Genomic DNA, 13193 nt, shown 5'->3' on the forward strand with positions numbered 1-13193 from the left:
CCAAAGCACCGGGTTCCGCCCCCGGAGGCGGGGGTGCGGGCGCCGGTCAGTGGTTCCGCAGCGCCTCGATGAGCTCGTCCTTGGTCATGGTGGAGCGGCCCTCGATGTCGAGCTCGCGGGCCCGCTTCTCGAGCTCGTCCTTGGTCCAGTCCTCGTAGGAGCCGGCCTCGCCGCCGCGCTCGGCGACCTCGTCCCGGCCGTCCCGGGCGGAGGCGTTGGCGATCCGTGCGGCCTTCTCCTCGCTCGCGCCCTCGCGGCGCAGCGCCTCGTAGACCTCGGGGTCCTTGATGCTGGAGGTGCCGGGGCCCATGGGGGCGCCGTTCTTCTCGGCCTTCTTCTCAGCCATGCGGCCAGTGTGGTCCCGGCCCGACGACGGGTGGAAGGTCCGCCGCGCCGCCTCAGTCCTGCTGGGCCTCCGGCTGCTCGGCCCACCAGCGCCGCAGCTCCGCCTCGGCCTCGGCCTGCTCGTGCGGGCCCTCGTCGAGGCGCCACTCGAGCAGGTGGTTGTACGCCCGCCCCACCACCGGGCCCGGGCGGATCCCCAGCAGCGCCATGATCTGCTGCCCGTCCAGGTCCGGCCGCACGGCGGCGAGCTCCTCGGCCTCGGCGATCTCGGCGATGCGCCGCTCGAGGTCGTCGTACGCGTGGGCCAGCCGCTCGGCCTTGCGCCGGTTGCGGGTGGTCACGTCCGAGCGGGTCAGCGCGTGCAGGCGGGGCAGCAGGTCGCCGGCGTCGTGGGCGTACCGGCGGACGGCGGAGTCGGTCCAGCCGGCGTCGCCGTAGCCGTAGAACCGCATGTGCAGCTCCACCAGACGGGCCACCGCCTTGATGGTGTCGTTGTCGAACTTCAGGGCACGCAGCCGCTTGCGGACGAGCTTGGCCCCCACGGTCTCGTGGTGCCGGAAGGTGACGGCCCCGCCCTTCTCGAAGCGGCGCGTGGCCGGCTTGCCGACGTCGTGCAGCAGCGCCGCCAGGCGCAGCACGGGGTCGGGGGTCGACGGCGCGTACTCACCCTCCAGCTCCATGGCCTGCTCCAGCACGGTCAGGGAGTGGGCGTAGACGTCCTTGTGGCGGTGGTGCTCGTCCGACTCGAGCTGCAGGGCGGGCAGCTCGGGCAGGACGTGGTCGGCCAGGCCGGTGCGCACGAGCAGGTCGAGGCCGGCGCGCGGGTGCGCCCCGCACACGAGCTTGACGAGCTCCTCGCGGACGCGTTCGGCGGAGATGATCGTGATCCGCTCGGCCATCGCGGCCATGGCCTCCTCCACCTCGGGGGCCACGGCGAAGCCGAGCTGGGAGGCGAACCGGGCGGCGCGCATCATGCGCAGCGGGTCGTCGGAGAAGGAGTCCTCGGGGGTGCCGGGGGTGCGCAGCACGCCGGCGTGCAGGTCCCGCATGCCGCCGAAGGGGTCCACGAGCTCGAGGGCGGGCAGGCGCAGGGCCATGGCGTTGACGGTGAAGTCGCGGCGCAGCAGGTCGTCCTCGAGGCTGTCGCCGAAGGCCACCTGCGGCTTGCGGCTGGCCGGGTCGTACTGCTCGGCCCGGTAGGTGGTGACCTCGAGCTGCCAGCCGGCCTTGCGGAAGCCGATGGTCCCGAACCGCCGCCCCACGTCCCACGTGGCGTCCGCCCAGCCGGCGCCCACGGCCTCGGACGCGTCCGGGTCGGCGTCCGTGGTGAAGTCCAGGTCCGGCGACGTCCGCCCCAGGAAGAGGTCGCGGACCGGGCCGCCCACCAGGGAGAGCTCGTGGCCGGCGGCCTCGAACCTCCGCCCCAGCTCCACGACGACGGCGGGCAGGGTGGCGTCCGCGGGGAAGCCGGGGGGCAGCGCGTGGGTGGCGGTGGTCAGATCCATGATGCCTACAAGGGTGCCAGACGGTCCCGGCACGGGCCCGCGCGGGCCGGGCTAGAGTTGACGGCATGACCCGCCCCGATCCCTCCGCGCACCGGGGCGCCCCCCTGCCCTCCGCGCTGGGGGCGTGGCGTCGCCGGCCGCAGCCGCCTCTGCGCCCCGTCACCCCGGCCCCCGCGGGACCCCGTTCCGCCGCTGCCGCCTCCCTGCCCACGGTGGAAGAGGTCTCCGCCGGCGGCGTCATCGTCCGCGAGCATGACGGCGGCCTCGAGGTGGCTGTGATCGCCCGCTACAACCGCGGTGGTCGGCTCGAGTGGTGCCTGCCCAAGGGCCATCCCGAGGGTGAGGAGGACCACCGGCAGGCGGCCGTGCGCGAGGTGGAGGAGGAGACCGGGATCGCCGGCCACATCCTCGAGCCGCTCGGCGCGATCGACTACTGGTTCACGGTCGCCCGGCACCGCGTCCACAAGACCGTGCACCACTTCCTGCTGCGCGCCACGGGCGGCGAGCTGACCACGGAGAACGACCCGGACCACGAGGCCGTGGACGTCGCGTGGGTGCGCCTTGAGGACGTCGCGCGCCGCCTCTCCTTCGCCAACGAGCGCCGGATCGTCGACCTGGCCCGCCAGGTGGTCGACCAGCACTTCCCCCCGGGCGGTGCCCGGGGCCCCCGCCCCTGATCCACCGCCCCCGGCACGGGGCCTTCCGACCACGATTGGGTGACCCTTGAGCAGCAGACCCGCCCCGCGCCGAGCGCAGGACCCCGCCCACGCCGGCGTCGCCGACGAGGAGCCGACGACGACGGACCCCGCCCCCGCCACGGATCCGGCCGCCGTGGACCCCGCGGACGAGACCCCCGAGGGCGAGCGCCGCGCCGGCCGGTCCACCGCGATCATGGCCTCCGGCACGCTCCTCTCCCGCGTGCTGGGCCTCGTCCGTGCGACGCTGGTGACGGTGGCGATCGGCCTGTCCGCGGACATGGCCGACATCTTCGAGATCGCCAACTCCCTCCCGAACGTGATCTACCTGCTCCTGGTGGGCGGCGTGTTCAACGTCGTGCTCGTGCCGCAGCTGATCAAGCACGCCCGCGACGCCGACCGGGGCGCGGACTACACCTCCCGCCTGATGACGCTCGGCACGCTCGTGATGCTCGCCGGCACGGTGGTGGTCATGCTGGCGGCGGCCCCGCTCATGACGGCCCTGACCCGCGGCTGGTCGCCGGAGAAGCTCGAGATGGCCACCGTGTTCGCCCTGTGGTGTCTGCCCCAGGTGTTCTTCTACGGCATGTACGCGCTGGTGGGGCAGGTGCTCAATGCCAACGGGCGCTTCGGCGCCTACATGTGGGCGCCGGTGCTGAACAACGTCGTCGCGATCGGCGCGATCGTGCTGTACCTGGGCATGTTCGGGGCGTACCGGGCCGGGGACGACCTCGCCGGGTGGACGAGCGCACAGACGGTCGTGCTGGCCGGCGGCCACACCCTGGGCGTCGTGCTGCAGGCCGTGATCCTCTTCCTGCCGCTGCGCGGGCTCGGCCTGGGTCTGCGCCCGCGGTTTGGCTGGAAGGGCATCGGCCTGCGGGACACCGGCCGGATCGCCGGGTACACCCTGATCACGATGGTCGCCACGAACGTGGTGCTCCTGCTGTGCCAGCGGTACGTCACCTCCGCCACGGAGGCCCGCGACCGCGGCGAGCTGCGCATCCCCGGCACGGAGACCTGGAGCGCCGAGATGGCGCAGGCGGCCATCCCCGGTGTGGCCGCGTACAACATGGCGATGCTGATGGCCGTGCTGCCCCATTCGGTGTTCGTGCTCTCCCTGGCCACCGTGCTCTTCAACCGGCTGGCCCGCGCCATGGGCCGCCAGGACATGTCCGCGGTGCGACGCACGACGGCGCAGGGTCTGCGCGCGTTCACCGTGCCGCTGATGTTCTGCCTCGCCGGCGTGGTGGTCCTGGCGGGCCCCCTGGGCCGCGTCTTCGGCTCGACGGCCGAGACGGCGATGGTGGCCGGCGTCGCGGTGGGCTCGGTCCTGCTCGCGCTGGCGCTGTCCATCCCGTTCCGCTCGGGCTCCTTCTACCTGCTGCGCGTGTTCTACGCCGCCGAGGACGCCAAGGTGCCGATGGTGGTCCAGGTCAGCGGCTCGCTCCTGATGCTGCTGCTCTCGTGGGCGGGCGCGATGCTGCTGCCGCTGTGGTCCATGGCCCTGTGGGTCGCGGTCGCCTCGTCCGTCTCGTACGTGTACCAGTTCGTCCTGACCCATGTGCTCACCGTGCGCCGGTTCGGGGACTACGGCCTCGCATCCGTGCTGCGTGCCCACGTCCAGACCGGCCTGGCCGCGCTGGCCGCGGCGGCCGCGGGCGTCGTCGTCGTGTGGCTGCTGGGCGGGTACACCGGCGGGTTCGCGTGGAACTCCATCGGGACGGCGCTGCTTACGTGCGCGGTGGCGGCCGTGGCGATGGGTCCGGTGTACCTGATGGTGCTGCGGGCCATGCGGTTCCCCGAGCTGGACGACGCCCTCCGGCCGCTCGTCGCCCGCGTGCCGGCGCTGGGTCGTCTGCTGCGCGTCGGCTGATCTCTGGCCGCGACGGCCACGCCACGTATCATCGGATTCCGACCCCGTCGTCAGGAGAAGAGCCCGTGCCCCAGCCCATCGCCGTCGGCGCCGTCCTGGGCGGCCGCTATCGCATCACCCAGCACGTGGTGACGTCCGCGGACCAGGACATGGTGTTCCTGGGCACGGACCAGGTGCTCAACCGCCGCGTCACCGTGCTCGTGGCCTCACGTGAGAACGCCACGCAGGTGGCCTCGTCCGCGCGGGAGCTGGCCACGGGCGAGCGCACCGACGACGTGCAGGTGCTCGACCTGGGGCTGTCCGAGGGCCGCACGTACCTGATCGCAGGCGGGGACCCCGACCCGGACGTCCTGCTGGGTCTGGCGTACCCGCAGGAGCTGTACGTGGAGCCGTTCCAGACGGACAGCCTCGGCTCCGAGCTGTTCGGCGAGTCGCGGACCGGAGACCCCCACGCCTACGACGACGACGAGGCGTACTACACCGACCTCGACCGCCGGCTCCGCGCGGACGAGGACGAGGCCCAGCGTCGTCCCGGGTTCCTGAACCGCCTCTCCGAGCGCCTCGCCGAGCGGGTCCGTCCCTCCGACGGCACCGCGGCGAAGGCGGCCGCCGGGGCGTCGGCCCTGGCCGCGGCGGACGCCGCCACCCGGAAGCAGCAGGAGGAGCGCGAGCGCGCGGAGCGGGAGGCCGCCGAGCGTGCAGAACGCGAGCGCAAGGAGGCCGAGGAGAAGGCACGCGCCGAACGGGAGGCCGCGGAGCGGGCCGAGCGGGAGCGCAAGGAAGCCGCCGAACGCGCAGAACGCGAACGTCGGGAGGCGGAGGAGCGTGCCGAGGAGGAGCGCCGCGCCGAGGCCGAGCGCGCCCGTCGCCAGGCGGAGCAGGAGGCTGAGGAGCGGGCCGCGCGCGAGCGGGAGGCCGAGCAGGCCCGGCTGGCCGCGGAGCGGGAGGAGGCCGAGCGCCGCGAGCTCGAGCGCCGGGCCGAGGCCCGCCGTCGTGCCGAGGAGGAGCGCGCCCGGGAGGCCGAGCGGCGCGAAGCTGAGAAGCGCGAGGCCCAGGAACGCGAGGCCGCGGAGCGCGAGGCCCAGGAACGCGAGGCCGCGGAGCGCGAGGCCCAGGCGGGCACCGCCGCACTCCCGGCTGTCGCGGCGGGGGCCGCCGCCGCGCAGGCCACCGACGCCGATGCCGACGGGGCCACGCCGCCCACCGAGCCCGTCGAGCCCGTGGCGGCCGAGAAGACCGACCCGCCGGAGCCGGTCGCCCCGGACACCGAGGCGATCCCGGTGCGGCGCCAGCGCCCCGTCCCCCGCCGAGCGATCGTGGCCGAGTCCGCGCCGCCCGTCCACGAGGAGTCCCGCAGCACGGCCGCGCCGGTGGCTGCCGGGACCGCAACGGGGGCCACCGCGGCGGCTGCCGGTTCGACGTCCGCCGCCGCGGCTCCGGATGCCCTGGCCGCCCCGGCCACCACCGGGGGCGACGACGGCGCCACGGTGGCCGACCCGGGCGACGGCAACGGCCGCACGCGCGGCGGCGGTCCGCTGGCCCTGCTCCTCGTGCTCGGCCTGCTGGCCGCACTCGTCGTGGGCGGGGTGCTGCTGGCCCAGAACCTGCGCGGCGGGCCGGCCCCGCAGGCCGCGGCCGCGTCGTCCGAGTCTGCGTCGTCCGAGTCCGCATCGGACACCCCGTCGCCGTCGGAGAGCACCAGCCCCTCCCCCACCCCGACCAGCGAGAGCGCCGCGGCCGCCCCGCAGCCCGTCCAGGCCCTGCGCTCGGTGCCGGACCTGCCGGAGCACGAGGCCGAGCACGACGCGGACCTGAGCAACCTCATCGACGGCGACCCCACCACCGTGTGGCGCACCTTCGCCTACGCACGGCCGAACTTCGGCGGCTATGTGGAGAGCATGAACCTCGTGGTCCAGCTCGAGGAGCGCACCGAGGTGAACGAGGTGACCCTGCAGAGCACGGGGGCCACCGGTGGCGCCTGGTTCGCCTACATCGCCGACTCCCCCGAGGGCGCGAACGCCAAGGAGATCGGCAACGGCACCTTCGACCAGGACACCGTCTCCATCCCCGTGCCCTTCGAGGGCACCGAGGCCGAGGCCGAGTACGTGATCGTCAGCCTCACCTCGCTGCCCCAGCTGGAGGGCACGACGTCGGACCTCCCGTTCGGCCTGCGGCTCGGCGAGATCGCCGTCCGCTGACCCCGCGCCCAGGCGACGGCGCGCCGGACCTTCCGGCCGCCGTCGCCGGACGTCGCTGCACCGCGGCCCGACACCGCGGAATACCCGCCCGTGGCTCCGCCGTTGTCCTGGAGGAGCGCCCACCACCCCGATCCACTGGAGGAACCCGTGGCCCCCACCGCCCAGGACCAGAGCGTCCACAACGTCGTGATCGTCGGATCCGGCCCCGCCGGATACACCGCGGCGATCTACACCGCCCGCGCCGACCTCTCCCCCGTCCTCGTGGCCGGGGCGGTGACCGCGGGCGGCGAGCTGATGAACACCACCGAGGTGGAGAACTTCCCGGGCTTCCCGGAGGGTGTGCAGGGGCCCGAGCTGATGGCGAACCTCGAGGCCCAGGCCCGCCGGTTCAACACGGAGGTGGTCTACGACGACGTCGTGCAGGCCGACCTGACGTCGAACCCCAAGGTGCTCACGCTCGGCGACGGCACCCAGCTGCGCACCCACGCGGTCATCCTCACGACCGGCTCCGCCTACCGGAAGCTCGGCGTTCCCGGCGAGGAGCGCCTCTCCGGCCACGGCGTCAGCTGGTGCGCCACGTGCGACGGCTTCTTCTTCCGCGAGCAGGAGATCGCGGTCGTGGGCGGCGGCGACTCCGCCATGGAGGAGGCCCTGTTCCTCACGAAGTTCGCGTCCAAGGTGACCGTGCTGGTCCGCAAGGACGAGCTGCGCGCCTCCAAGGTGATGGCCCACCGGGCCATGGAGAACGAGAAGATCGAGTTCCGCTGGAACACCGAGGTCACGGAGGTGACGGGTGACGACAAGGTCAACACCCTCCGCCTGCGGGACACCCGCACCGGCGAGGCGTCCACGCTGGACGTGACCGGCCTGTTCGTGGCCATCGGCCAGGACCCGCGCACGGACCTGGTGCAGGGCCAGGTGGAGCTCACGGAGCACGGCACGATCCGCATCGACCATCCGTCCTCGCGGACCTCCCAGCCGGGCGTCTTCGCCGCCGGCGACGTCACGGACCACACCTACCGCCAGGCCGTCACCGCCGCCGGCTCGGGCTGCGTGGCCGCCCAGGACGTGGAGCACTACCTCGCGACCGTGGCCGATGTGGAGGAGGCCGCGCCGGCCGGCCCGGAGTCGGACGCGAACCCGGCATGAGCCACTGACTCATGACCCCTGACGGAGCGTCATGAATCATGTCGATAACACCCCTGTCCACCCTCGTCAGACACAGAACAAACCCCAGGAGGCTGCCATGAGCACCATCACCGTCACCGACGCCGACTTCGACCAGAAGGTCCTCCAGTCCGAGCTGCCCGTCCTCGTGGACTTCTGGGCCGAGTGGTGCGGCCCGTGCCGCATGCTCGGGCCCGTCCTGGAGGACATGGCCGTGGAGCACGAGGGCAAGGCCGTGATCGCCAAGCTCAACGTGGACGAGAACCCGGCCATCGCCGCGCGTTACGGCGTCACCTCCATCCCGCTCGTCGTGGGCTTCCAGAACGGCGAGAAGGTCGTCGAGTCCGTGGGCGCCAAGCCCAAGGCCGCGCTGGAGAAGGAGTTCTCGGCCCTGCTCGGCTGAGCCCCTCCCCCACTCACCACGACGGCCCCGTCACCCCAGAGGGTGACGGGGCCGTCGTGCGTTGATCTTCAGGACAAGCGGCGGGTGCCCGTGGACGCCGTCCGCGGGAACTCCGGATCAGGACTTCTTGCCCTTCCCCTTGCCGTCCTGACCGCCCTGGATGAGGTCCATGATGCGGTTCAGGTCCTCCACGGTGGTGAAGTCGATGGCGATGCGGCCCTTGCGCGCGCCGAGGGTGATCTTCACGGCGGTGTCCAGGCGGCTGGTGAGCGCGGTGGCGTAGTGGTCCAGGCGCTCGTGGCGGGCGTCGTCCGTGCTGCGCCGCGGCGTGCGGCCCGGCCGGAGCCCGCCCTGCAGTTGCGCGACAGCCTCCTCCGTGGCCCGGACGGACAAGCCCTCCGACTGGATCCGCTGCGCCAGACGCTCCATGTCCGACGGGTCCGTGAGACCGAGCAGCGCACGCGCATGGCCGGCCGAGAGCGTGCCGGCGGCCACGCGGCGCTGCACGAGGGGCGGCAGCTTGAGCAGCCGCAGCGTGTTGGAGATCTGCGGACGGGAGCGGCCGATGCGCTGGGACAGTTCCTCCTGCGTGCAGGCGAAGTCCTCCATGAGCTGCTGGTAGGCGGCGGCCTCTTCGAGCGGGTTCAGCTGGGAGCGGTGCAGGTTCTCCAGCAGGGCGTCCCGCAGGAGGTCCTGGTCCGGGGTCTGGCGGACGATCGCCGGGATGGTGTCCAGACCCGCCTTCTGGGTGGCGCGCCACCGGCGCTCGCCCATGATCAGCTCGTAGGGGGTGGGACCGTCCACCTCGCGCACGACGATCGGCTGCAGGATGCCGACTTCGCGGATCGAGGTGACCAGTTCCGCCATGTGGTCCTCGTCGAACACCTCACGCGGCTGCCGGGGGTTGGGATGGATGTCCCCCACCGGGATCTCCCGCAGGACCGCGATGTCCGCGGACACGGTCCCCTCAGTCGTGGCGGAGTCAGTGGTTGTGTCCACCGGTTCCTTCCTCGACGACGTCGCGGAGGCGGCACGCTTGCTGGGCGCCTTCACCGTCGGCATGGCCGGGCGCCCCTTGGTCGGCCGCGCCGCAGGTGCCTCCTCGGAGTCTGCGGAGAAGAACACGTCGACGGGACGCTGCGCGGGTCGCGAGGCACGCTTCGACGAGGTGGGCCCTGCCTTCGTGGCGGACGTGGTGTTCCGGCCAGTCGCAGCCGTTGATTTCCCGGCCTGTGTCGTTCGGCCCGCGGTCTTCCGCTGCGAGGCCGACGGGGCGGGCTCGTTGGACTCCCCTGGCGTCTCGGTCGTCGCGGTGCTCCGCGTCGATGTCGTGGTGGCCTCCGCTGCCGCGGCAGTCTTCGGGCCGCTCTTCACCGGCACCGCAGAGTCCTTCGGGGAGGAGGCCTCGGCGTTCTCTTCCGGGGCTTCTACAGTGCTCTGGATCAGGGCGCCGAGGCCTCGCCCCAGGCCTCCTCGACGGCTCGTCTTCAACGGGTCCTCCTGCAGTGAGTGGGTCTGCGATCAGTGTAGGTGAGCGGCCTGGTCTCGATGGTCCCGGGCGGCGGGAAGACACTTCTCAAGGTGCTCTGGCCCTGACCGCCGGGGGGCGCGCGAGGGCCTGACACGTGCAAGGGGCGCGGCGAGGTTCTGGCCTCGGTTCTGGGGTGAGACGTCCGTATTGGGCCCGGATGGCAGGATGTGGGCGCGCGGACAGCACCTGCCGCGAGCGTGAGTGTTTCACGTGGAACACTCCGAGTGGGGGCGCTTCGGAAGGGTGCCGCTGCAATCCTCAAGACCTCCTCGTGTTCCCTCTCGAGGTTCACTCGTTTCACATGAAACGCGAGCCCGCGTCGACGAGCGGGCGGTATCAGAATCACGGTTGTTCAGTTTGTTTTTCATGTACTCCCGGGCCGATCAGCCCTCCGTGCGGACGGTACTCAGATCGCTGGCTACCCGCATGATGATGTGCTTCATCGGACGCGCAATGGCGGACCAGCAGCGAAGCACTCGTCCCACTTCCCCGCGGTGTGATGTGAACACTCGAATCGCCGAACGGATGAGCTCGGCCTGCTCGTCGCTTCGCCGTCAGTGCTTCCTCACACCCGCGCAGCTCACGAATTGAACGCTGCTTCACCATCCGCGTTTCACGTGAAACACGGACGAGTCTGTCATCCAAGTACGACATGAGTTCGGGTGGGCCACGTGCTCGCTCACCCGCAAGTCAGCGCCACATTCCTGCGCCATTCTCAGTCAGCTCGCTCCCGGCACGGATCGTGTGCTCCCTGGATTGCCCGAGGTGGTGACCTCGCGGCACGGCCCTTTGTCCCGGAGCTCGTTTCACGTGAAACGTATCGTTCGAAGATTCGACCGCGCGCGCATCCATGGAAGCTCGCCCACCAGCGGGTCGCACTCCGAGACCGGCGTGCGCAGGGTCCTCTATATCTTGAGAGGTTCAGACTTGCCGCGTCGCTGATGGTACTGGCTCGATCTAGTGAGCCCCAATCACCGGTCGTTCAGTTTCACGTGAAACGGCTGGGAGGGAACGCCGGGTCGCGGGTCGCATGTCGGGGCAGCGAGCATCCACTTCCGCCGTTGACAGTACTGCTCGATGTGGTCGCCGATGTCACGGGCGGCAGTACAGTGACGCGGCCGGCGCTCCACCCCACCCACTGACTCCATCCGTCCTGTCAGCTGAGGCCGCCCATCAAAGTTTCAGGACCGCCTCGTGGGGAAACTGGGTCTTCAATGCCTCCATCCGCGGACAGCTGCGGTCAGGGATCGACGCTAGGTGAGCGCGGAACCACCGTGTTTCACGTGAAACCCCCGGCGACCGGCCGATTACTCGACGCCCTGGTTCCCACGTCGCTGCAAGCGACAGAACCACACGGCCCGCCCCATCCCGCACGGAGCCGCCGCGGGCTCCCCGGGGGGCCTCCACCGAAGTCACCATTCACACGCCGTCCCCGTGCCCAGCCGTCAGACGCTACAGGAGACTGAGCAGGGCTCATCAACACCGCAGAGGCATCTACGGCCGCACACCTTAGACGTCCCCTGTCCACAGATGTTGTCCACATATCAACATCGACGTTCGCTGGTGACCACGTCAAGACGCCTGTTGGCCAGTTCAACCACTTGTCTCTGTATACATTGGGGGCACACGACCGCTCTTCCTCACCGGAGGCTCTCTTTCTCCGCACACAGGAATGCACAGCAGAACTGTCCTGCAGGCGCCGCCAATCGGCCCCTCCAACTCAGACGAATCACAGCAGACCCCCTCGCCGCTGACGTCTCCTCTCGCACACGCTGACTGACAGACCGGCCGCGCACCCCCGCGACGGCAGGCTGACTCGTGCTCCGCTCTGGCCCCCGATTTCCTGCACGTCACCGACGGCGAGGAGGTCTGACATGGGGGAGGGGGCACCCAGCCACGGCACCCGGCCTGCTCGACGGCTGCATTCTCGGGGCTGCCACGAGCCCGCCTGGGGGGCAGGGACGGGCCATGCCCTGCACGTCCGCACCCGCAGGCCAGGACGTTCCCCACAAACCGCGCAGCTCCCGAGGCGCACCTCAACGCACGGTGCGCCGCCGGCCGGCCATCACAGCCGCGGTCCCGCCCCAGGGCGAAACCGTCCTCCCCGTGACTTCGTGCGTCGTCGCCCCCGGCTGCCCCCCCTGGCGACAGATGCGCCCCGCCCACAACGGAGCGGCAGAGGGCTCGGCCCAGGGGAGGAGAGGGGAGCGGGACAGACGGGAGCGGTCCACTACGGGCACCCCTCCCCATCGTCCCGCCGCGGCGGCACCACGCTCGCACCCTCAGAGAAGGTCGTTTCACGTGAAACACGAACTTCCGATATGCCCAGCGTTTCCGCTTGTCTTTTCACCCCCCATCTTCCGGGCCACGCTCACTCACGACGAAGCCCGCCGGGGATCGCTCCCCCGGCGGGCTTCATCGTCGTCAGCAGCACCATCCGGTGACCACAGCAGCGGACCGCCTGCGCGTCAGCCCTTCACGGCCGGGGCACCGCGGCTGGCGATCTCTGCAGCCGCCTCCCGGTACGCCACGGCGCCGGCCGAGGCCGGGTCGTAGGTCAGCACCGTCTGCTGATAGCTGGGGGCCTCGGAGATGCGGACGTTGCGGGGGATCGCGGTGTTCAGCAGCTGCTCCGGGAAGTGCGTCCGGACCTCCTCCGCCACCTGCACGGCGAGGTTGGTCCGCGCGTCGAACATCGTCAGCAGGATGGTGCTCACCTGGAGACGCGGGTTCAGGTGCTTCTGGATCATCTGCACGTTCTTGAGCAGCTGGGAGAGGCCCTCGAGGGCGTAGTACTCGGCCTGGATCGGGATGAGCACCTCCTCGGCCGCCACGAACGCGTTGACCGTCAGCAGGCCCAGGGACGGCGGGCAGTCGATGAACACGTAGTCCAGCCGCTCCTGGCCGTCCTCCTCGCGCCAGGCGGTGTACGCCTCGAGCGCCCGCGACAGTCGCTGCTCGCGGGCCACCAGAGAGACCAGCTCGATCTCGGCACCGGCCAGGTCGATCGTCGCGGGCACCACCTGCAGGCCGTCCACGTCCGGGGCGTCCTGCACGACGTCCTGGATCTCCATCTCGCCCAGGAGCACGTCATACACGGAGGCGACGTCTCCGGTGTGGGGGATGTTCAGCGCGGTGGACGCATTGCCCTGCGGGTCGATGTCCACCACCATCACCCGCATGCCCGCGCGGGCGAGGGCCGCGGCCAGGTTGACCGTCGTCGTCGTCTTGCCGACGCCGCCCTTCTGGTTGGACGTCGTGAACACGCGGGTGCGGTCGGGGCGCGTCAGACGGCGACGCTGGAGCCGCGCGGGCTCCTCGGCGTCGGCGCCGCCCTTCTCGGCGGTCCGGCCGGTCCACTTCTGGCGCAGGGCCCTCCAGGCCCCACCCCGGCTCTCCTGCTCCTGCGCCATGCGGCTCTACCTCCTGGGTCGCGGGTGTGCGGATCTGCTGCCGCCCGGCCCGTCCCGTCCCGG

Annotated in this window: 9 protein-coding genes; 5 read left to right on the top strand and 4 right to left on the bottom strand. The window is 71.6% G+C overall.

What is annotated here, in order from left to right; translation table 11 throughout:
* Positions 1-46 precede the first annotated feature (46 nt).
* Both FLM69_RS02950 and FLM69_RS02955 read right to left on the bottom strand, forming a co-directional pair.
* Positions 47-346, bottom strand: coding sequence for a Rho termination factor N-terminal domain-containing protein (locus tag FLM69_RS02950; RefSeq protein ID WP_141842981.1), 300 nt, complete (start codon positions 344-346; stop codon positions 47-49).
* A 52-nt stretch (positions 347-398) separates the two neighbouring features.
* Complete coding sequence (locus FLM69_RS02955; protein ID WP_122054787.1) at positions 399-1850, bottom strand: CCA tRNA nucleotidyltransferase; 1452 nt, start codon at positions 1848-1850, stop codon at positions 399-401.
* Positions 1851-1915: 65 nt separating this feature from the next.
* Between FLM69_RS02955 and FLM69_RS02960 the strand changes: the two genes are divergently transcribed.
* From FLM69_RS02960 to trxA, 5 genes are all read left to right on the top strand, one after another.
* Positions 1916-2527, top strand: coding sequence for an NUDIX hydrolase (locus tag FLM69_RS02960; protein ID WP_041102508.1), 612 nt, complete (start codon positions 1916-1918; stop codon positions 2525-2527).
* A 46-nt stretch (positions 2528-2573) separates the two neighbouring features.
* Complete coding sequence (gene murJ / locus FLM69_RS02965) at positions 2574-4418, top strand: murein biosynthesis integral membrane protein MurJ (RefSeq protein WP_002857806.1); 1845 nt, start codon at positions 2574-2576, stop codon at positions 4416-4418.
* A gap of 65 nt (positions 4419-4483) precedes the next feature.
* Entirely contained in the window at positions 4484-6616 is a 2133-nt protein-coding gene (locus tag FLM69_RS02970) for a hypothetical protein (RefSeq protein WP_141842983.1), read from the top strand.
* Between the two features lie 147 nt (positions 6617-6763).
* Complete coding sequence (gene trxB, locus FLM69_RS02975) at positions 6764-7765, top strand: thioredoxin-disulfide reductase (protein ID WP_010079783.1); 1002 nt, start codon at positions 6764-6766, stop codon at positions 7763-7765.
* 31 nt (positions 7766-7796) lie between these two features.
* Positions 7797-8186 carry a thioredoxin gene (gene trxA / locus FLM69_RS02980; protein WP_324287923.1) on the top strand — a complete coding sequence of 130 codons (390 nt, stop codon included), beginning with the start codon at positions 7797-7799 and terminating at the stop codon, positions 8184-8186.
* A 117-nt stretch (positions 8187-8303) separates the two neighbouring features.
* Here trxA and FLM69_RS02985 read toward each other — a convergent pair whose 3' ends face one another.
* A complete protein-coding gene (locus FLM69_RS02985; protein ID WP_080696026.1) occupies positions 8304-9677 on the bottom strand; it encodes a ParB/RepB/Spo0J family partition protein in 1374 nt (457 codons plus the stop codon).
* Positions 9678-12185: 2508 nt separating this feature from the next.
* On the bottom strand, positions 12186-13130 hold the full coding sequence (locus FLM69_RS02990; protein ID WP_036384450.1) for a ParA family protein: 945 nt from the start codon (positions 13128-13130) through the stop codon (positions 12186-12188).
* Positions 13131-13193: the final 63 nt, after the last annotated feature.

The organism is Micrococcus sp. R8502A1 (assembly GCF_006704135.1).
Taxonomy (GTDB): Bacteria; Actinomycetota; Actinomycetes; order Actinomycetales; family Micrococcaceae; genus Micrococcus; species Micrococcus luteus.

Excerpts from the sequence above, each read along its gene's own strand:
- FLM69_RS02950 (WP_141842981.1), bottom strand. The coding sequence starts at position 346 with ATGGCTGAGAAGAAGGCCGAGAAGAACGGCGCCCCCATGGGCCCCGGC.
- FLM69_RS02955 (WP_122054787.1), bottom strand. The coding sequence starts at position 1,850 with ATGGATCTGACCACCGCCACCCACGCGCTGCCCCCCGGCTTCCCCGCG.
- FLM69_RS02960 (WP_041102508.1), top strand. The coding sequence starts at position 1,916 with ATGACCCGCCCCGATCCCTCCGCGCACCGGGGCGCCCCCCTGCCCTCC.
- trxA (WP_324287923.1), top strand. The coding sequence starts at position 7,797 with ATGAATCATGTCGATAACACCCCTGTCCACCCTCGTCAGACACAGAAC.
- FLM69_RS02990 (WP_036384450.1), bottom strand. The coding sequence starts at position 13,130 with ATGGCGCAGGAGCAGGAGAGCCGGGGTGGGGCCTGGAGGGCCCTGCGC.